18 protein-coding genes, 1 tRNA gene and 1 pseudogene are annotated in these 21,123 nt (G+C 41.8%); 19 read left to right on the forward strand and 1 reads right to left on the reverse strand.

The genetic code is table 11. The annotated features are described in order from the left end of the window. Positions 1–213: 213 nt before the first annotated feature. The 16 genes and pseudogenes from QF028_RS32455 to QF028_RS32530 all read left to right on the forward strand — a co-directional run bounded on the left by QF028_RS32455 (position 214) and on the right by QF028_RS32530 (position 18,119). The gene (locus QF028_RS32455; RefSeq protein WP_429471919.1) at positions 214–3,930 is read left to right on the forward strand and encodes a bifunctional 2',3'-cyclic-nucleotide 2'-phosphodiesterase/3'-nucleotidase; all 3,717 of its coding nucleotides are present in this window, start codon (positions 214–216) and stop codon (positions 3,928–3,930) included. 500 nt (positions 3,931–4,430) lie between these two features. Continuing rightward, positions 4,431–5,603 (forward strand): ATP phosphoribosyltransferase regulatory subunit, encoded by a 1,173-nt coding sequence (locus QF028_RS32460; RefSeq protein WP_429471921.1) that lies wholly within the window; start codon positions 4,431–4,433, stop codon positions 5,601–5,603. Continuing rightward, positions 5,596–6,234 carry an ATP phosphoribosyltransferase gene (hisG, locus tag QF028_RS32465; RefSeq protein WP_168245662.1) on the forward strand — a complete coding sequence of 213 codons (639 nt, stop codon included), beginning with the start codon at positions 5,596–5,598 and terminating at the stop codon, positions 6,232–6,234. Before QF028_RS32460 ends, hisG begins: the two co-directional genes overlap by 8 nt. Position 6,235: 1 nt before the next feature. Next, positions 6,236–7,516 carry a histidinol dehydrogenase gene (gene hisD, locus QF028_RS32470; protein ID WP_429471923.1) on the forward strand — a complete coding sequence of 427 codons (1,281 nt, stop codon included), beginning with the start codon at positions 6,236–6,238 and terminating at the stop codon, positions 7,514–7,516. A 27-nt stretch (positions 7,517–7,543) separates the two neighbouring features. After that, complete coding sequence (hisB, locus tag QF028_RS32475; protein WP_168245660.1) at positions 7,544–8,131, forward strand: imidazoleglycerol-phosphate dehydratase HisB; 588 nt, start codon at positions 7,544–7,546, stop codon at positions 8,129–8,131. Between the two features lie 99 nt (positions 8,132–8,230). After that, positions 8,231–8,857, forward strand: a complete 627-nt coding sequence (gene hisH / locus QF028_RS32480) for an imidazole glycerol phosphate synthase subunit HisH (protein ID WP_429471925.1) — start codon at positions 8,231–8,233, stop codon at positions 8,855–8,857. Further along, a complete protein-coding gene (gene hisA / locus QF028_RS32485; RefSeq protein WP_429471927.1) occupies positions 8,854–9,576 on the forward strand; it encodes a 1-(5-phosphoribosyl)-5-[(5-phosphoribosylamino)methylideneamino]imidazole-4-carboxamide isomerase in 723 nt (240 codons plus the stop codon). Before hisH ends, hisA begins: the two co-directional genes overlap by 4 nt. 55 nt (positions 9,577–9,631) lie before the next feature. Next, positions 9,632–10,393 (forward strand): imidazole glycerol phosphate synthase subunit HisF, encoded by a 762-nt coding sequence (gene hisF / locus QF028_RS32490; protein ID WP_215005562.1) that lies wholly within the window; start codon positions 9,632–9,634, stop codon positions 10,391–10,393. Beyond that, positions 10,390–11,007, forward strand: a complete 618-nt coding sequence (hisIE, locus tag QF028_RS32495) for a bifunctional phosphoribosyl-AMP cyclohydrolase/phosphoribosyl-ATP diphosphatase HisIE (protein WP_215005559.1) — start codon at positions 10,390–10,392, stop codon at positions 11,005–11,007. The genes hisF and hisIE overlap by 4 nt, the downstream gene beginning before the upstream one ends. Before the next feature lie 272 nt (positions 11,008–11,279). Beyond that, positions 11,280–12,774: pseudogene (locus tag QF028_RS32500) on the forward strand (tetratricopeptide repeat protein). Between the two features lie 220 nt (positions 12,775–12,994). Continuing rightward, positions 12,995–13,951: a thioredoxin-disulfide reductase gene (gene trxB, locus QF028_RS32505; RefSeq protein WP_429471931.1), complete on the forward strand. Its 957-nt coding sequence runs from the start codon at positions 12,995–12,997 to the stop codon at positions 13,949–13,951. A 415-nt stretch (positions 13,952–14,366) separates the two neighbouring features. After that, a complete protein-coding gene (locus QF028_RS32510; RefSeq protein ID WP_088089559.1) occupies positions 14,367–14,825 on the forward strand; it encodes an NUDIX hydrolase in 459 nt (152 codons plus the stop codon). A 19-nt stretch (positions 14,826–14,844) separates the two neighbouring features. Further along, positions 14,845–15,738 carry an RNase adapter RapZ gene (gene rapZ / locus QF028_RS32515; RefSeq protein ID WP_429471934.1) on the forward strand — a complete coding sequence of 298 codons (894 nt, stop codon included), beginning with the start codon at positions 14,845–14,847 and terminating at the stop codon, positions 15,736–15,738. After that, entirely contained in the window at positions 15,735–16,718 is a 984-nt protein-coding gene (locus QF028_RS32520; protein WP_215005551.1) for a gluconeogenesis factor YvcK family protein, read from the forward strand. The genes rapZ and QF028_RS32520 overlap by 4 nt, the downstream gene beginning before the upstream one ends. Before the next feature lie 48 nt (positions 16,719–16,766). Next, the gene (gene whiA, locus QF028_RS32525) at positions 16,767–17,717 is read left to right on the forward strand and encodes a DNA-binding protein WhiA (protein ID WP_215005548.1); all 951 of its coding nucleotides are present in this window, start codon (positions 16,767–16,769) and stop codon (positions 17,715–17,717) included. Positions 17,718–17,861: 144 nt separating this feature from the next. Next, on the forward strand, positions 17,862–18,119 hold the full coding sequence (locus QF028_RS32530) for an HPr family phosphocarrier protein (protein ID WP_066258757.1): 258 nt from the start codon (positions 17,862–17,864) through the stop codon (positions 18,117–18,119). Between the two features lie 91 nt (positions 18,120–18,210). Here the strand turns inward: QF028_RS32530 and clpP are convergent, their stop codons facing one another. After that, a complete protein-coding gene (gene clpP / locus QF028_RS32535) occupies positions 18,211–18,822 on the reverse strand; it encodes an ATP-dependent Clp endopeptidase proteolytic subunit ClpP (protein WP_088089556.1) in 612 nt (203 codons plus the stop codon). Positions 18,823–19,025: 203 nt separating this feature from the next. Between clpP and QF028_RS32540 the strand changes: the two genes are divergently transcribed. From QF028_RS32540 to QF028_RS32550, 3 genes are all read left to right on the forward strand, one after another. Then, positions 19,026–19,097: transfer RNA gene (locus QF028_RS32540), tRNA-Arg, on the forward strand. Between the two features lie 317 nt (positions 19,098–19,414). Then, positions 19,415–20,737, forward strand: a complete 1,323-nt coding sequence (gene rpoN / locus QF028_RS32545; RefSeq protein ID WP_429471937.1) for an RNA polymerase factor sigma-54 — start codon at positions 19,415–19,417, stop codon at positions 20,735–20,737. Then, the gene (locus QF028_RS32550; RefSeq protein ID WP_410882480.1) at positions 20,734–21,015 is read left to right on the forward strand and encodes a glutaredoxin family protein; all 282 of its coding nucleotides are present in this window, start codon (positions 20,734–20,736) and stop codon (positions 21,013–21,015) included. The genes rpoN and QF028_RS32550 overlap by 4 nt, the downstream gene beginning before the upstream one ends. Positions 21,016–21,123: the final 108 nt, after the last annotated feature.

Consider the following 21,123-nt stretch of genomic DNA (forward strand, 5'->3'; position numbering starts at 1 on the left):
TGCAGAACCTTATAATAGTAGTGCATCTATACGAAAAGGTTCAGTCCCTGTTCATAGAATAGGTATCGGCAAATTTTTAATAGTTTACATTTCTATTAAAAATTTGCCGTTTTTTGTCGGGATCTTTAGAAAAGGAGAGGATGACCTTTACATAATCTCGTGGCCTGTGTTCTTAGTAGAAAGAATAATCCAAAGGGATAGGTGATAAAGCGTATGAAGAAAAAGAAAGATATTAATAAATTAAGCAAATTGGCTGCCACAGCTTTGATACTTAGTACTATTGTCTCGCCCGCAATACCTTATAATGTAAAGGCTGCTTCCGGAAACACAGCTACTCTACGAATCTTAGAAACTAGTGACCTACATTCTAATGTTTTACCATATGATTATTTCAAAGATGCACCAGTTACGAATTATGGATTAGCTAAAACAGCGACATTAATCCATCAAGCTAGAACTGAAGTTGCCAACTCCATGCTATTCGATGCGGGTGATACGATTCAAGGAAATCCACTGGCAAGTTATGTAGCAAAAGTAAATAAACTTGGCCCAAATGATACTCATCCTATTTACAAAGCAATGAACTATTTAAAATATGATGCAGGGATTGTGGGTAACCATGAATTTAATTATGGTTTAGACTACTTAAAAGATGTTCAGGAAGAAGTACAATTTCCGATTGTAAACGCCAATATATATAAAGATGATAATGATTCCAACCCTGATAATGATGTTAACTACTTCACTCCTTATAAAATCGTCAATAAAACGATTAAGGATGAGGCCAGGAATGAACATGTCATTAAGGTTGGGGTAATCGGCTTCGCTCCACCGCAAATTATGCAGTGGGATAAAGATAACCTAACAGGTCATGTCTTTACAAAAGATATTGTTTCACAAGCTAAAAAATTTATCCCGCAAATGAAGGCGGAAGGAGCAGATATAATTGTAGCAATTGCACACTCTGGCTGTGATATCGCTGCGGAAGGCCAAGAAGCAGCAGAGAATGCCGTATACGATTTAACAAAAGTACCTGGCATTGATGCCATGCTTTTCGGACATGCTCATGTAAACTTCCCTGGAGATGCATCATTTAACGGCAAGACTGGAATCGATAACACTAATGGTAAAATAAATGATGTTCAAGCTGTTGAAGCTGGCTTCTGGGGAAATAACCTTGGTGTGCTTGACTTAGCGCTTGTTCAGGATACAAATGGCAAGTGGACTGTTGATAAGGCCAATTCTAAATCGGTTAACCGTGCCGTTACGGCTGATACAGCTTCAGACGCGACAATTGTAAGTGATACACAAGCTATCCATGACCAAACACTTGCGTATGTACGTGGAAAAATCGGTACGACGGAGATTCCGATGCACAGTTTCTTCACACGTGTAATGGATGATGCTTCCACACAAATTGTTAACAATGCGCAAATGGATTACGTGAAAAAAGCGATTGCGAATTCTGAATATAAGGATTATCCAGTCTTATCTGCGGCAGCACCGTTTAAGGGTGGCCGAGGCGGTGTAGCTGACTACACGAATATTGCTAAAGGTGACGTAACAATCAAGAGTGCAGCTGATTTGTATTTATTTGATAACACCTTAAAAGCGGTTGAAGTAACAGGAGATCAAGTGAAGAGATGGATCGAAGAATCAGCAAAACAATTCAATACGATTGACCCGAATAAAGCAGGAAATCAGGATTTACTTGATTATGATTTCCGTCCTTACAATTATGATGTCATTGACGGTGTTAAATACGAAATTGATGTAACCAAGCCAAAAGGCGAGCGCGTTGTTAACTTAAGGATGTTGGATGGAACACCTGTTCAGATGGACCAAAAATTCATCGTTGCAACGAATAACTATCGTGCGGGCGGAAGCGGCGGTCTAGCTGAATTGAAGAATGCTAAAGTGGTAGTTGATTCTCCATTCGAAAACCGTCAAATCCTTATGGATTATATTAGTGCAAAGGGTACAATCAACCCTGTAGCGGACAACAACTGGAAGATTGCTCCTGTTGGCGGGGTTGCAAAATTAGTATTCCACTCTACACCGGATGCTATGGCATACCTTGGACAACAACCAGAGGTAAAAGACCTCGGAGCATCAACAACTAAAGCAGGATACGAGTTATTTGAATTAGACCAAAACGTTCACGTTCAATTATTAGGAATCAATGACTTCCATGGACAATTAGACTATACAACTAAAGTGTCTAACCGTGAAGTCGGCGGTATTGAATACTTAGCTGCTTACCTAAAACAAAGAGAAGCAACTAACCCCGCTAATACCTTAATGGTACAAGCTGGAGATTTAGTAGGGGCAAGCCGTCCAGTTTCTGCGCTATTACAAGATGAGCCAACCATCCGTTTTATGAACGAAATCGGTATGGACATTGGTACAATCGGTAACCATGAATTTGATGAAGGCGTAACAGAAATGAAGCGTTTAATCAATGGTGGTGCTCATCCAAAAACGGTTGAAAAGTATGGTGAATTTGAAGGAGCAGACTTCCAATATGTTGTTGCCAACGTGGAGGATGAAAAAACAGGCGGATTAATTTTACCGCCATATGCAATCAAAGAAGTGGATGGCGTAAAGATTGGCTTCATCGGTGTCGTTACAACAGAAACACCAAGTATCGTTACGGCAAGCGGTGTCGCAGGCGTTAAATTCACAGATGAAGTTGAAGCAGTCAATAAATATGCGGCAGAGTTAAAAGGCAAAGGTGTAGAATCTATCGTGGTTCTTGCCCATGATCCTGGAACTTCAGCAACAAATGGAGACAATCCAACAGGTAAAGTTGTCGATATGGCCAAAGCGATTGATGATGAAGTTGACGTTATCTATGGTGCACATGATCATAGGTATCTGAACTCAACGGTTGATGGTAAATTGTTAGTTCAATCCTATTCTTATGGTACAGCATTTTCTGATGTTGATTTGACCATTGACCCAGTCACACAAGATATTGTCGAGAAACAAGCTGAAATTGCATCCACCTTCAGAGATGCGATTACTCCTGATGCACAAATCAAAGCAGAGCTTGACGAATACCAGGCAGATATTGCCCCAATCACAGGTCAAATAGTTGGCGAGGCAGCAACACCGATTTCTCGGACTGCAAATGCAGACGGAGAAACGGCACTTGGTAACCTGATTGCTGATGGTATGAAAGCTGCTACAAACACCGATTTTGCCTTTATGAACGTTGGCGGTATCCGTGATGAAATTAAAAAGGCGGGTCCAATCACTTGGGGCGACCTTTTCGCCATCCAGCCATTCGGAAATGATATCGTGACAATGAACCTTACTGGTGAGCAAGTAAGAACATTATTAAATCAACAGTTTGCAGCAGACAGAAACCGTATCATGCAAATTTCAGGATTAAAGTATACTTGGACTAATAATTTACCGCTTGGGCAAAAGGTGCTCGATATTTACCTTCCAAATGGTTCAAAAGTTGATCCTAATAAAGTATATTCTGTTACGGTCAACAACTTCATGGCTGACGGCGGTGATGGTTTTGTTGTTCTAAAACAAGGAACGGATCGGCTCACAAAGATGACTGATATAGACGCGTTTATTGATTATGTAAAGTCCTTTACCGGACCAATTTCAGCACAAATTGAAGGTAGAATTTTGATTGATAATGTGGCACCTAACGCGCCGCAAGTTGGACAAATCATTGCCCCTGCAAAGAACGTTACTGGAAAGTCAGAGGCTGGTTCAACGGTTAAAGTTTTTGAAGGAAAAACAATGATAGGCAGTGCGGTTGCTGATAAAGATGGAGTATTCACTATTTCATTTAAATCAGCTCAAACACATGGAAAAGTCTTAACCTTCACTGCAACGGATGCAGCTGGGAATACAAGCAACGCTACTTCCGTTACTCTTGTTAAAAGGAATTCAAAGTTCTGGTAAAAAACTAGCGTAGTAATCTGAAGTGCCTCTGAAATTTTTCAGGGGTGCTTCTTTATTATGGTCAAAAAATAATTAGGAAGAATTTTTGAAGTCTGGTTTTCGCAACCAGGCTTTTTTGTAGTAAACTTACTATTAAATTACTCTATCGCGGAATAATCAGGAAATTGGCGGAATTCATGGTCTTGTTGGCGGAAATCCACTAAAGTTTGGATGAATCCTATCCAAGTTTGGCGGAAATGCCTCTAACTTTGGCGGAATCCCCGCCTAGTTCGAACGAATTCCAAAGCTATAACAAAAATTTTCTGAGTTTTGGCGGAATTCAATCAGAGTTTGGCGGAAAACTATCTAGATTTGGTCAATTCCTTCAAAATTTCATTGACGAAAAGGTTCCCTAGAGGTAAACTAAAAATACTTTAATTCATTATCACATTAGCAGACTAAAGCATTTAGAAAATATGCAATATAAAAACAAAGTAATCTAACGATAAAGGATGAGCAGGATGAGTCGCTTGTTTATGTTTGAAAAGCCTTTAGGCATGAGAGACACGCTGCCGGAGTTATATGAAAAGAAACATCGTGTTCGGACCTTAATGGAGGATACGATCAAACTTTGGGGCTGCCAATTTATTGAAACACCTACACTGGAATACTATGAAACCGTTGGAGCCGCATCAGCCATTCAGGATGCCCAGCTGTTTAGATTGCTTGACAAAGAGGGCCATACACTCGTTTTGAGGCCTGACATGACAGCACCAATTGCCAGAGTAGCAGCATCGAAACTATTGCAGGATGACATGCCGCTTCGGTTAGCATACTCTGCGAACGTTTTCCGGGCGCAGCAACGTGAAGGCGGCCGGCCTGCTGAGTTTGAGCAAATCGGTGTAGAATGCTTGAATGACGAAACGGTTTCTTGTGATGGAGAAGTCATATCATTACTTATTTCTTCATTGAAAAAAGCAGGATTATCGGAGTTCCAAGTATCTATCGGCCATATTGGCTTTGCCCAGGAATTATTTTTACAAATCCTCGGCACAGATGAGCGAGCTGATTCGTTAAGAAGATTTCTTTATGAAAAAAATTATGTCGGCTACCGCGAGCATGTGAACTCCCTATCGCTATCATCGATTGATAAGCAGAGACTTCTGCAGTTCCTTGACCTTAGAGGTGGAGTGGAAATAATTGGAACAGCACTCGACCTAATAGAAAATGAAAAAGGTAAGCAAGCTATTTTACAACTAGAGGAATTATGGGATTGTATAAATGATTACGGTGTACAGGATCAAGTCAAATTTGATTTAACCATCGTCAGCCATATGAGCTACTATTCTGGTATTTTATTTGAAGTTTACGCAGGGAAGGTTGGCTTTCCAATTGGGAATGGCGGTCGATATAGCTTAATAGAGAAATTTGGAAAAAAAGCAAGTGCGACCGGGTTTGGGGTTCACCTTGATCGACTTTTAGAGGCACTCGGAAGCTATGATATCGAAAACACAGTGACCTGCATCTTTTTCAGCCAAGAGCAACGAAGAGAAGCCTTTCAATTAGCCGAAAAAATGCATCAACAAGGAAGGCGGACAGTGCTTCAGGATATCAATGGTGTCAAAAATCTTGATGCCTATACAAAGAAATTTGCGGATACTACCTACTTATTAGGAGGGCGTGCCGATGAATAATGTACTAACGATTGCGATGCCGAAGGGGCGGATATTTGAAGAAGCGGCCGACCTGCTTAGGAAAGCTGGTTATCAGCTTCCGCCGGAATTCGATGATTCCCGAAAATTAATTATTGAGGTTGAAAATGAGGGACTAAGGTTTATCTTAGCGAAACCGACAGACGTTCCAACCTATGTCGAGCATGGCGTTGCTGATATTGGTATTGCCGGCAAGGATGTATTGCTTGAGGAAGAGCGAGATGTTTATGAACTCCTCGATTTACGCATCAGCGCCTGTTATTTGGCAGTAGCGGGTCTTCCCGATACGAAAATGAATGATGTTGCACCGAGAGTGGCCACTAAATATCCGAATGTGGCCGAGGCTTATTTTCGTGAGCAGGGGGAACAAGTCGAGATTATTAAATTAAATGGCTCGATCGAACTGGCCCCAATCATTGGTTTATCAGATCGAATCGTCGATATTGTGTCGACTGGGCGGACGATGAGGGAAAACGGTCTTGTCGAGTACGAGAGAATTGTCGATGTAACATCGCGGCTGATCGTCAATCCTGTCAGCTATCGGATCAAAGACAATCAGATCGACGATTTAGTGACACGACTTAGTGAAGTAGTTTCAGTGGGGGATTATTAACATGAAAATACTAAAAGTGAGTGAACTTATTTCGATTAAACGTTCGATTGAAGCGGGTACCTCAGAACAGCAGGATGTTGTCAAAAAAATTATTGCGGAGATTCGCACTCGCGGTGACGAAGCGTTAAGAGAGTATACCGAAAAGTTCGACCGTGTGAACTTATCTTCTTTTTCCGTAACAGATAAAGAAATCGAGGCAGCCTATCAGCAGATCGATCATCGTTTTATCTCGATCGTCCAGGAAGCGGCGGAAAATATTCGAGCTTTTCATGAAAAGCAGCTCCGGCCATCATGGATGACCACCGAAGAAAATGGAACCGTTCTTGGTCAAAAAATAACGCCGCTCGATTCGGTTGGCGTGTATGTGCCAGGTGGAACGGCTGCCTATCCATCATCCGTCCTAATGAATGTGATTCCAGCGAAAGTCGCTGGTGTGAAACGGATTGTGATGGTATCACCTCCTGATGACCAAGGTCAATTGCCAGCAGCGGTACTTGTGGCTGCAAAGGAAGCCGGCGTCGAAGAAATCTATAAGGTTGGCGGGGCTCAGGCAATTGCGGCACTCGCCTATGGAACAGAATCGATTCGCTCCGTTGATAAAATTACCGGTCCGGGAAATATCTTTGTGGCGCTGGCAAAACGAGAAGTTTTCGGGGATGTGGACATCGACATGATCGCCGGTCCAAGTGAGATTGCCATCTTGGCAGATGACACGGCAAAGGCGGACGAATTGGCGGCTGACCTGCTATCACAAGCGGAGCATGACCCACGTGCCTGTAGTGTTCTCGTGACTCCATCGCTTACTTTAGCCGAAGCTGTTGCTTTGGAAGTAGAAAAGCAGCTAGAACTTCTGCCGCGAAAAGACATTGCCGCCCGCTCGATTGCCGATTATGGTGCGATTTACGTAACAGCAGATATTGACGAAGCAGTCGAAACTGTAAACCAGTTAGCGCCTGAACACTTAGAAGTCATCACAGAAAATGCCATTGAGTTGCTTGGGAAAATTCGTCACGCAGGAGCGATCTTTATTGGTCGTTACAGCTCTGAACCCGTGGGTGATTATTTTGCAGGTCCCAATCATGTTCTGCCGACAAACGGAACAGCTCGCTTTTCCAGTCCACTAAATGTGGACGATTTTCAAAAGAAATCCAGCGTGATTATCTACAGTGAAAAGGCTTTAACCGAGAATGGTGCAAAAATTGCTGAGTTCGCCCGGATGGAAGGGCTCGAGGCCCATGCGAGAGCAGTGGAAATTCGTTTGAAAAATGACGGAAAGTTATAGCTTTCATAAAATAAGGAGGTCCCGTTCGTGGAAAGAATCGCAAGTGTTGAACGAAATACAAATGAAACGCAAATACAATTGAAATTAGAAGTAGATGGTGACGGACAGTCCAATCTTGAAACGGGTGTCCCATTCATGACGCATATGCTTGATTTATTCACAAAGCACGGGCAATTCAACCTTACAGTTAATGCGAATGGTGATACAGAAGTAGACGATCACCATACAACAGAAGATATTGGCATTTGTTTAGGGCAGGCGCTTCGTGAAGCACTGGGGGACAAGCGCGGCATTAAGCGCTACGGGAATGCCTTTGTACCGATGGATGAAGCTTTAGCACAGGTAGTCGTCGATCTCAGTAATCGTCCGCATCTCGAAATGCGTGCCGAGTTTCCAGGACAAAAAGTGGGCACCTTTGACACAGAGCTTGTTCATGAATTTTTATGGAAGCTTGCATTAGAAGCTCGGATGAATCTTCATGTTATCGTACATTACGGACAAAATACACACCATATGATCGAAGCCGTCTTTAAAGCACTCGGACGTGCCCTAGACGAAGCAACGACCATCGACCCACGCATCAAAGGCGTGCCATCGACAAAAGGGATGTTATAAAAACCTTGGTGTCAGGCACCATGAAGGCACCATCAAACAGAAGGCAAGAAATTTGGGTGTCAGGCACCATGAAGAGGCACCAGGAAAGGGATGTTTTCGATGATTGGCATTGTTGATTATGGGATGGGAAATTTGTTTAGTGTGAGTAAAGCACTTGAGCGACTAGGCGCTGATTATTTTATTTCCGCCAATAAGAAGGAATTACTTCAAGCTGATGGATTGATTCTTCCTGGGGTGGGTTCCTTTCGTGATGCGATGGAACGCTTGCCAGTGGAGACGATCAAGGAATTTGTGGCAACGGGTAAACCGCTCCTCGGTATATGCCTTGGGATGCAGCTGTTGTTTGAGCAAAGTGAGGAAAATGGTCTAACGAAAGGGTTAGGATTGTTACCAGGAAGTGTTCGCCGCTTTCCAGGCCGAACATCAGAGGGAGCGACTTACAAAGTTCCTCACATGGGCTGGAACCGGCTTGAATTTGTTAACAACTCACCTCTGTTAAAAAATGTAGAAGAGGATTATGTGTATTTCGTCCATTCCTATTATGTGGATGCAAAAAACAGCGATGTTTTACTGGCAAAGGCGGATTACCACGAACAAGTTTCAGCAGTTGTTGGCAGAGACAATGTGATGGGGATGCAATTTCATCCAGAAAAAAGCAGCAAGCTTGGGATGGCCCTTCTAGATAATTTTTTACAAATGGTGGAGGAAAGGAAGGCAGTCCAATGAGTTTAACAATATATCCGGCAATTGATATGCGGGGCGGCAATTGCGTCCGTCTCCTCCAAGGGGACTATGATCAAGAAACGATTTACGGGAACTCGCCGTTTGATATGGCTAAGAGTTTTGCCGCTGACGGCGCAGATTGGATCCACATGGTGGACCTTGACGGGGCAAAGGATGGCAAGCGGGTTAATGACCGGTTCGTGATTGAAGCGGCAAACAAACTTGATGTAAAAATTCAAATTGGCGGCGGGATTCGTTCGGAAGAGGACATCGTTCACTACCTTGAAAATGGTGTGGATCGGGTCATCATCGGAAGCATTGCTGTATCGAATCCGGAGTTTGCAATTGAGATGATAAAGAAATACGGTGGAAAAATTGCGGTTGGCATTGATGCGAAAAATGGCTATGTCGCCACACACGGATGGCTGGATACCTCAGAACTAAAGGCGGTCGATCTTGGCAAGCGCTTTGCAGAAGCAGGCGCAGAGACGTTTATTTTTACCGATATTGCCACAGATGGGACACTTGCAGGTCCGAATATAGTAGCTGTATGTGAAATGGCAGAAGTAACTGGAAAAAATGTCATTGCCTCTGGCGGGGTAAGCAGTCTTGCAGATTTAAAGGAGATAGCGAAAAACGGCATAAGCGGTGCAATTGTAGGTAAGGCGCTATACGAAAATCGTTTTACCCTGAAAGAAGCATTGGAACTGGCAGGAGTATAACACAGGAGTTTACATAGTATTCCCTGCAAAAAGAGGCATTGGAAGGTGAGAGTATATGACATTAACAAAACGAATCATTCCCTGCCTTGATGTAAAGGACGGTCGAGTGGTAAAAGGCATTCAATTTGTCCAGCTGCGGGATGCGGGGGACCCGGTTGAATTGGCACGATTTTACGACCAGCAAGGTGCAGACGAGCTTGTTTTCCTAGATATCTCAGCATCGGTTGAAGGTAGAAAAACGATGGTGGAAGTAGTCAAGGCTGTCGCTTCCGAGCTGGCGATTCCGTTTACGGTTGGCGGGGGAATCAATGCCTTGGAAGATATGAAGAGAATTCTTCGGGCCGGGGCAGATAAAGTGTCACTGAACACAGCTGCCGTCTTGAATCCAGAGGTCATTAAAGAAGGTGCCAGTTACTTCGGTTCGCAATGTATCGTCGTAGCGATTGATGCGAAATTTGATGAAGAAATTGGGACATGGCGTGTGTTTACGCACGGCGGCCGGACTCCTACAGACAAACTAGTGGTTGAGTGGGCAAAGGAAGCAGCCGAGCTTGGAGCAGGTGAAATTCTATTAACAAGTATGGACAGTGACGGCGAGAAAAATGGATTTGATCTAGAACTGACAAAGGCGGTTAGTGAAGCCGTTCCGATTCCAGTCATCGCTTCGGGCGGAGCAGGGAATTCGGAACACTTTGAGGAAGCATTTAGCGCTGGGAAGGCAGACGCTGGCCTTGCTGCTTCTATTTTTCACTATAAAGAGACTTCTGTTCATGAGGTAAAATCCTATTTACGGGAAAAAGGAGTGACGGTTCGATGAATGTACGATTTGATGAAAAAGGGTTAGTGCCGGCCATTATCCAGGATGCTGGAACGAAAGAAGTATTAACGCTCGCATATATGAACGAGGAATCACTCGCGAAAACAATTGAAACGGGTGAAACCTGGTTTTTCAGCCGTTCTCGTCAGGAATTATGGCATAAAGGAGCGACAAGCGGCAATACGCAAACGGTTGTCAGCATCAACTATGACTGTGATCAAGATGCATTATTAGTGCTTGTCTATCCCAAAGGTCCTGCCTGCCATACGGGTGCGGTGAGTTGTTTTTCTGAACGCGGATTTAAGGGGTCTTCGAGCTTGGCCGATTATCAGATCCTGCAATCGCTTGAAAAAGTGATCGTCGAACGTGAACGTGAGCGGCCAGAAGGGGCATACACAACCTATCTTTTTGAAAAAGGCGTCGATAAGATTTTGAAAAAAGTCGGTGAAGAAGCGGCCGAAGTAATTATCGCTGCAAAAAACCGTGACCCTGAGGAGCTAAGATGGGAAGCAGCAGATTTGCTTTATCACTTACAGGTATTGCTGGTGGAACAAGGCCTCCCATTCAAAGATATTTTGAGAACATTAGAGGAAAGACACAAGGACCGGTCGTAAATAGACCGGTTTTTTTTATTTATTACTGCATTGAACAAAACTGAAGAGTAATTTTACAAATTAGGCTACTATTATCCAAAACTGAGAGCTTATTTTACAAAACGCACCGATAATTATACAAAAGTTAGATGAATTCGACAGAAATTGTAAAAACATTTCCATTTCGCCGTATCTTTCTAAAACAATCAGAAACTCCCCCATTACAATCCCTTCTCGAACAACTCCATGATGTGGTATACTACATTAGTTATGTTAAAAATGTGGAGGACTTCATGGGTAAAGACGCGAAAGCAAGAATGCATATGGGAAAATTACTTTCATTTGTTCCTACGGGGGAATATTATTTCACGAAGGGTTTAAAGGCATTCCATCGACGTGATTTTATAAAAGCAAAAAAATATCTTGGGCGAGCGATGCAGCTTGAGCCGGGTGAACCGATGATTATATGCCAGTTGGCGATCGTGTCAACAGAACTTGGCGAGTTTGAAAATTCCAACCGGCTCTTGCACCTCATCCTTGAAGAACTAGATCAAGAAATGGTGGAATGCCATTACTTTTTGGCGAATAATTATGCCCATTTGGGATTTTTTAAAGATGCTTATCACCACGCCAAGCTGTATTTAGAGCTAGATCCAGATGGTGATTTTAGCGAAGATACAGAGGATTTGCTTGATGTATTAACATTTGAGTCAGAGGATCTTGAGGATGAACTTTATCCGCAGGATGACCTGATCGTCAAACAAGAACAAGCTCGTGACCTGCTGGAGTCAGGTTACTTTCCAAAAGCAATTGAGCTGTTAAACGATGTGGTCAAAGATTATCCGGAGTACTGGTCGGCATACAATAACTTGGCGCTCGCTTATTTCTATCTAGGCAAAACAGAAAAGGCGGAATCCATCTTAGACGATGTGTTGGAGCGAAATCCGGGAAATCTCCATGCTCTTTGTAACAGACTTGTATTTGCTCATTATCAGGGCCAATCAAAGAATGTGGCTGGGTTGATTGCAACATTGAAGAAAATTCAACCGCTTCTTAGTGAACAGCAATTTAAGCTGGGTGCCTCGTTTGCTTTGGTTGGTGAATATGAACTTGCCTATTTATGGCTGAAAAAATTATATAAACATGGCTTTGATGGCGATGGTCCGTATTATTATTGGCTTTCTTATTCGGCCTATTTCACAGGCCATGAAAATTTTGCAAAAAGCATCTGGAAAAAGGTGCTGGACCTTAGTCCTGACAAAGAAGGCTCTGAACCATGGAATAAAGAAAACGCATCAGCTAATGGTTTTGAGGACCTTTCCGGATCTATTTTTCAAAAGCTTGAAAGCGACTATGTAGAAGAGCGCTTATTTGCCCTTTTCCTAACGACCGTTTCAAGTAAAAAAGAGGAAATTATCACCTCTAAACGGCTTTTTAAAAACCACAAATTTACGGCCTTGGAAAAGGATTATATCTCGTTAATCAGATCGGGAAAACCATCCATGACTTCGGATGCACAAGAAATTGCCGAGCTTTTTTATGAAACCCATCAACCAATTGGCACCATTGAGGCTGGGTTATACCTCATGTGGTTTTCCGTGTATGTCGAGGTTTCCAAAGCTAAGCTTCGTTTGAAAAAATAAACGTGCCTGGGCTGGCGCAGTTGAGTATATGTGGCACAAGCTGCGCAGTGAAAAGGTATCCCAGCAGGAAGTTGCTGAACGCTATGGGATTTCCACAGCAACGATTGGCAAATATGTAAAAATAGTGAATAGCTATTTGAATTAAGCATATTGGTGGACGATAAAACGATTGTTATATACGATTAAGTAAGGGAACAATATACTTAATCGTATTTTTTTATATTACTGTCTAGCTGCAGCGCCTAGGGCTCTATGGTCTAAGCCAATCCGACGAGAAGGTAAAGAACAACCTTCCCGCCGGCTCGTCTTATGCTTGTCGCCCCTGACCAAGGCGCTTCCGCTTTTCTATAAAGGAGTGACAAAATATGTCTGAAGAAAAAATTTATGACGTCATTATTGCCGGTGCTGGCCCTGCGGGGATGACAGCGGCTGTTTATACATCTCGTGCGAACCTATCGACACTAATGATTGAGCGCGGGATGCCGGGCGGGCAGATGGCCAATACCGAGGACGTTGAAAATTATCCTGGCTTTGAAAGTATTTTAGGTCCGGATTTATCAACAAAGATGTTCGAACATGCGAAAAAGTTTGGCGCAGAATATGCTTATGGCGATATTAAGGAAATCATTGATCACGGCGACTATAAAATCGTCGTTGCCGGGTCAAAACAATATAAAGCTTACGCCGTTATCATTACTACGGGTGCAGAGTATAAGAAAATTGGTGTTCCAGGTGAAAAAGAACTGGGCGGCCGCGGTGTATCCTATTGTGCTGTATGTGATGGGGCCTTCTTTAAAGCAAAAGAGCTTTATGTAATTGGCGGCGGGGACTCTGCCGTGGAAGAAGGGGTTTATTTAACCCGTTTTGCTTCCAAAGTAACTATCGTCCATCGCCGTGATGAGCTACGTGCCCAAAAAATCCTCCAGGACCGTGCTTTTGCCAATGAGAAAGTGGATTTTATTTGGAATCACACGATAAAGTCAATTAATGACAAAGATGGCAAAGTTGGAAGTGTGACATTGGTTTCCACAGAGAATGGCGAAGAGCAAGTATTACCGGCTGACGGAGTCTTTATTTATATCGGCATGGTGCCATTATCGAAACCATTTACAAGCCTAGGAATTACCAATGAAAATGGCTATATCGAAACAAATGACCGCATGGAAACGAAGGTACCGGGAATTTTTGCAGCTGGAGATATCCGAGAAAAAACGTTACGCCAGATTGTCACTGCAACGGGAGATGGAAGTATTGCCGCTCAAAGTGCCCAGCATTTTGTTGAGGAGCTTAAAGAAGAATTAAAACAAAAAAGCAGAAGCTAAAAAATCTTCCATTGTTTTTACAAAAACGTAACTCTGTTTTAATTCTCTTGTAACAGTAGTGAAATATTGTTAGGGTATGATAAAAGCAGTAATTGACCCCCTTTAAAAATATATTCCTTTCATGCACAGGCCCGTAGCCTGTGCTATTTTTTTAGGCAGATCTGCTCGTAAGTATATTAATAAAAAGTATGTTAGCAATAGTGACAAACTATAATAATAATTAAAGAAATATCAAATTTGTATTCATTGTGGCTGCATCCTAAAAATAGTATAATAAAAAGAATGAATTTAAAGTTATAGAGGGTTCTTTTGTAATTCGATTAAACTTTGAAAGGGCCCTTTTACAAAAAGGACAAGCGAATGCTTTTTCAAAGACTGCTAAAAACATGTATGCTTTATTAAGAGGGTGAATGTTGTGCAACGTGTCACCAATTGTGTATTGATAAGAGACGAAAAAATATTGCTGCTGCAAAAACCACGCCGCGGCTGGTGGGTTGCTCCTGGTGGGAAAATGGAGCCGGGCGAATCGGTTCGAGACTCCTGCATCAGGGAATATCGTGAAGAAACGGGAATCTATTTGAAAAATCCACAGTTAAAAGGGATTTTTACAATGATTATGAAAGAAAACGACCAGCTTCTTTCCGAGTGGATGATGTTTACGTTTGTAGCAACTGATGCGGACGGCATCGATTTAGACGAATCTGAGGAAGGTAAGCTTGAATGGCAAATGATTGATCAATTGAAAAATTTGCCAATGGCTGCTGGCGATTATCATATTCTTGATTATATGATTCATGGAAAAGGAATTATTTACGGTACTTTTACTTATACAAAAGACTTTCAACTAATCAGTTATCGATTAGATCCAAGCTAACTAATAGGGGGAATTAATAATGAGTACCGGTGCTGCAAGTGACATTCAAATGGTGATAATTACTGGAATGTCTGGTGCAGGAAAAACTGTAGCCATTCAAAGTTTTGAAGATTTAGGTTTCTTCTGTGTCGATAATTTGCCTCCAACATTGCTTCCAAAATTCCTCGAACTTATGAAGGAATCCGGGAATAAAATGAATAAAGTTGCCCTTGTTATGGACCTGCGAGGGAGAGAATTCTTTGATCATCTATTTAAAGCATTGGATGAACTGGCAGAAACTTCATGGGTGGCCCCGCAGATCTTATTTTTAGATGCGGATGATTCAACATTAGTGCGCAGATATAAAGAGACAAGGCGGTCGCATCCGTTAGCACCGACAGGCCTGCCGCTTGAAGGAATTACGCTTGAGCGTGAACTTCTTGAAGAACTTAAAGGCAGGGCTCAATTGATTTACAATACTTCCCAGATGAAACCGCGGGAACTTCGTGAGAAAATATTAACGGAATTTACGGCGAATAAACAATCACTCTTTACTGTCAATGTCATGTCATTTGGCTTTAAGTATGGAATTCCAATTGATGCGGACCTTGTGTTTGATGTGCGTTTCTTACCAAATCCTCATTATATCGAGCATATGAGACCTAAAACGGGGCTTGATGAGGATGTTTCCAGTTATGTATTAAAGTGGAATGAAACACATAAGTTTTTGGAAAAAGTAACCGACCTGCTTTCTTTCATGCTGCCTCATTATAAAAGAGAAGGAAAAGCGCAGTTAGTGATTGCGATTGGATGTACAGGCGGACAGCACCGTTCAGTGACGCTTGCTGAACATCTAGGTGAATTTTTCCAACAAGACTATAAGACATGTATATCCCATCGTGACATTGAGAGGAGAAAGGAAAAAACAACATGAGCATTTACGGACAGCCTCGAATTGTCGTCATTGGCGGGGGAACAGGATTGCCAGTTTTATTGCGTGGATTAAAACAGTTTCCTGTGGAGATTACCGCCATTGTGACAGTCGCGGATGACGGCGGCAGTTCAGGACGCTTGCGTGAAGACTTGCATATTCCACCTCCTGGAGATATTCGCAATGTGTTAGCATCCTTATCAGATGTCGAACCGCTCGTTGAAGAAATGTTTCAACATCGGTTTAAAACATCGAATGAGCTTTCCGGACACTCGCTTGGAAATTTAATCTTGGCTGCAATGACCTCAATCACGGGTAATTTTGTCCACGCGATCCAGGAAATGAGTAAAATCTTAAATGTTCATGGTAAAGTCCTGCCTGCAGCAAATCAGAGTGTCGTCCTTCATGCTGAAATGGAAGACGGAACGATTGTCTCAGGGGAATCAAAAATTCCATACTCGGGTAAGAGAATTAAAAAAGTGTTTATGACGCCGGAAAATATTCGTCCCTTACCAGAGGCGATTCAAGCCATCCGTCAGGCTGATTTAATCATCATTGGGCCAGGGAGCCTATATACAAGTATTCTGCCAAACCTGCTCGTTCCAAGAATCGGGGATGAGCTGTGCCAGTCACACGCCAAAAAGGTGTATATTTGTAATTTGATGACCCAGGCTGGGGAAACCCATGGCTTTACAGCGAGCGATCATGTAAAGGCCTTATATGATCATATGAGCTGTGCTTTTATTAATACGATTCTTGTAAATAATGAAGAGATACCACAGGATATTCAGCTCCGATATAATGAAGAACTGGCTGACCCTGTTCTATATGATCTGCCACGCCTTTTTGAATTAGGACTAGAAGTTGTTCACGCGGACATCGCTTATCAGGAAAATGGTGCGCTAAGACATGATCCGAAAAAGGTTGCAAAAATTTTATATAATTTGCTTTTAATTGAAACCAAAAAGCGTTATGAAACGTAAATATAGTACTTACTAAAAACGCTTTGTTTTTTTAAGGGGGGTGAAGGGATGTCTTTCGCTTCGGAAACGAAAAAAGAATTAACTAACTTGGAAGTGAAAACGTGCTGCATTCAAGCAGAACTATCCGCTTTAATCCGGATGAATGGTTCCCTTTCATTCTCAAATCGTAAGTTAGTTGTTGATATTCAAACCGAAAATGCTGCGATTGCCAGAAGAATCTACACATTATTAAAAAAGAGTTACGATGTCCAGGTAGAGTTGCTTGTTCGGAAAAAGATGCGTCTGAAAAAGAACAACGTCTATATTGTCCGATTATCCCATCTGGCTAAAGAAATTCTCGAGGATACAAAAATTATTGGTGAGGGTTTTACCATCATCCATGATATTTCACCAGAGCTTGTAAAAAAGAAATGTTGTAAGCGTTCTTATCTACGCGGTGCATTTCTAGCTGGCGGTTCCGTCAATAACCCGGAAACATCTTCGTATCATTTGGAAATTTTTTCGCTCTATAAAGAACATAATGACTCTTTATGCGAATTGATGAATACATTTGGACTAAATAGCAAAACTCTCGAGCGCAAAAAAGGTTATATCAACTATTTAAAAGAAGCAGAAAAGATTACCGAGTTTTTAAATGTTGCAGGTGCCCATAATGCCCTTCTTCGCTTCGAAGACGTAAGGATTGTTCGAGATATGCGGAATTCAGTCAATCGTCTCGTAAACTGTGAGACCGCCAACCTTAATAAAACGATCGGTGCTTCGATTCGGCAGGTCGAGAATATCCGCTACATCAATGCAACGGTCGGGCTGCAAATTTTACCAGAAAAATTGAGAGAAATTGCAGAACTCCGTTTGAATTATACGGACGTGACCCTTAAGGAATTGGGGGAAATGGTTTCCGGTGGTGCGATCAGTAAATCAGGGATTAATCATCGCTTGAGAAAAATTGATGCGATTGCTGAGAAATTGCGTGCAGGGGATATGGTTACTCGAGAGTAGATTATCCTATAGTACAATAACATAGGTATAAGATAACATGTGAAAGACATAACATGTATCGAGTGAAGACTTACCTGAAGATAATAATTATGTACAAAGCTCCAAGAAAAATAGAGTAAAAAAACCATGAGGAGGAATTGTGTAATGTTAGTGAAACAAGTGGAAGTAAAATTAAAAACGGGTCTTCAAGCACGACCTGCGGCTCTTTTTGTTCAGGAAGCCAACCGATTTTCTGCAGATATTTTCCTTGAGAAGGATGGCAAGAAAGTAAATGCAAAGAGCATAATGGGCTTAATGAGCTTGGCTGTTGGCTCAGGTGTCATGATTGATATAGTAGCAGATGGCGATGATGAAGCATCTGCTATTGAAGCGTTAGCTGATTTTATCCAAAAAGAACATTGATCTGAAAGAGGACCGGAGCCAATTGGAACCGGCCTTTTTTGGTTATTAGCAAAAAAAAGCAACCGGCTGGATGCCGATTGCTTCTTTGTACTTATTTGTTTTTATTTTTCTCATCTTCGATTAAATTACGAGTGATGATATGGTCGATTAGACCATATTCTTTTGCACGTTCTGCTGTCATGAAGTTGTCGCGGTCTGTATCTTTGCTGATTACTTCAAGCGACTGTCCAGTCCGTTCTGCTAAAATTCCATTTAATTTTTCGCGAAGGAAAAGGATACGCTTTGCAGCAATTTCGATTTCAGTTGCTTGTCCTTGTGCACCGCCTAGTGGCTGGTGAATCATGACTTCAGCATTTGGAAGCGCATAACGCTTGCCTTTTTCACCTGCTGCCAGTAAGAATGCACCCATGGATGCAGCCATACCGATACAAATAGTTTGTACCTTTGGTTTGATGAATTGCATTGTATCAAAAATAGCCATACCTGCGGTGATGCTGCCGCCTGGGCTGTTGATATATAAAGAAATATCTTTTTCAGGGTTATCCGCTTCAAGGAATAATAATTGTGCAACAATGCTGTTAGCCACATGGTCATCGATCGCACTACCAAGCATAATAATCCGGTCTTTTAACAGACGGGAATAAATGTCATAAGCACGCTCGCCCCGGTTTGTTTGTTCAATAACTGTAGGGATCAAATTCATTTTTCTTCCTCCTTTGATTGTAAAGATAAAAGTAATATGTATAGTTATCATACACTGATGGTCAATAAAGGTCAAACAATACCTCTTTAAAAATGTTCGACAACTTTCCCTAATTCAGCATAACCATTTCTGACTATTTTAAACAATTCTTTGCTTGCAATGTGACGGAACCTGGCATATAATATGTAAGTCGCAACAATTTAGCGCTCGTGGTGCAACGGATAGCACGTAAGCCTCCGAAGCTTAAAATGTGAGTTCGATTCTCGCCGAGCGCATCATGAAAGCCTCCTGTTTTTTAAAACAGGAGGCTTTTTATTTTGAAAAAGAGTTCAGGTTTTCCAATAAAAGGTTAATTGCATAAAACCCTTCCAAAATGGCACAAAACATGCTCGAAATGGCACAAAACCTTTCCAAAATGGCTCATAAAATGGAAAATCGGCACAAATCCACCGGAAATCGGGACACAAACAAAACTTCATCCAAAAACCACTTAGCTTTATTCCTCAAAAAGGCTTACTTCCATCCTCGAATATCATTTTCTAATACCCGAAATTCCCTCTTTCGTGTAAAATAGAAAACAGGGGGGATACGAATGAACTTGAAGGCCGGTTTATGGCAGCAGCAAACATTAAAATTGGCGATGACACAGGAGCTATCGCAGGCCATTGCATTGTTGCAGTACTCTGCCCATGAGTTAACTGCTTTTTTAGAAGATAAGGCACTTGAAAATCCCCTATTGCAGGTTGAAAATGGCAATATCAAGCCAATGAATCCGCTCATTGACCGTAATCGTCGCAAACACCAAAAAGCGGAAAAGGACTGGATTGATCAAATAGCTGACAAACCATTTTCGCTTGAAGATTATTTACTGTCTCAATTAAAAATAACGAACCTATCGGTGGAACAATTAAGTGTAATACGCCATCTTATCCAAAATTTAGATGAAAACGGTTACTTTCTTGGGGACCTTAGCGAAATCGCCCAAAACCTAAGGGTAATGGAAGATTCAGTTGAAGAATGCTTGGCCATTATCCAAACACTGGAGCCAGCAGGCATCGGGGCAAGGAACCTTCAAGAGTGCCTATTGATGCAAATTTATTATCTAAATCCAGATAACGAACTAGCGCAAAACATAATCGGCGATCATTTCATTCCATTCGCCGAAAAGAAGTGGAAGAAAATTGCTAAAGAACTAAAGGTAACCCTTAAGGATATACAAGATGTTTACGATCAAATTCAAACATTGAATCCTAAGCCTGGGGCCATTTTAGGAAAAGAAGCAACCACTTATATTATCCCAGATGCAATCGTTGAGCAATCAAGCGAGGGACTAACCGTACGGATGTCTGATGAATCGCTGCCAAGGATTAGCCTCAATGAGCAGTATTATCATAAATTCAAAGACCAAGACCAACAGGTAAGCCGCTTTCTACAGGATAAACTCCAGGATTACCAGTGGATCCAAAAAAGCATTGAACAGCGTAAAGAGACGCTGACAAGGGTTGTAGCAAAAATCATTGAAAAACAGGCTTCATTTTTCCAAAAAGGGTCACAATACTTAGTGCCGATGACGATGAAGGAAGTTGCTGGAGAACTTGATATCCATGAATCCACCGTCAGCCGAGCAGTCCGGGAAAAGTATGTGCAAACACCGATTGGGACGTTCGCGTTGAAAACATTTTTTACAAGTACCATACAAACCGTTTCGGATGATGAAAATACATCTTCCACACAGGTAAAGAAGAAAATTGCGACTTTAATAGAAAAAGAGAATAAACAAAAACCGCTTTCTGATCAAGAAATTGTCGAACATTTAAAAATAGAGGAAGGTATGGTGGTTTCAAGAAGGACGATTGCTAAGTACCGGGATCAATTGGGAATTCCCTCCTCTTCGAAAAGAAAAAGGTTTGAATGAAAGGAACAAAAATGATGGATCAAACAACAATCACATTATATACAAGGAGAAGCTGCCCGCTATGTGACAAGGCAAAGTCTACACTTCTGGAGCTAAACAAAGACTCGGAGTTTACATTAGAAGAAATTGATATTGAATCCAGTGATGAATTAACCGAACAATATGGTTTAATGATCCCAGTTGTTTATATTGACGGAGTAGAAGCAGGATTCGGTGTAATTAACAAATTTGACATAAGTAACCGTTTGCATGAAAAAAAAGCCAATTTTAATAGTTGAAATAGATTTTCACTCCTGTTACAATGAAAAATGTAGCAGGGGTGATTTTTTTTGAATGTAGCGGGACATAATATGTCTATGGTGGACATTTTGAGACCAACTACATAT

The organism is Neobacillus sp. B4I6 (assembly GCF_050434045.1).
In the GTDB taxonomy this organism is placed as follows: Bacteria; Bacillota; Bacilli; order Bacillales; family Cytobacillaceae; genus Neobacillus.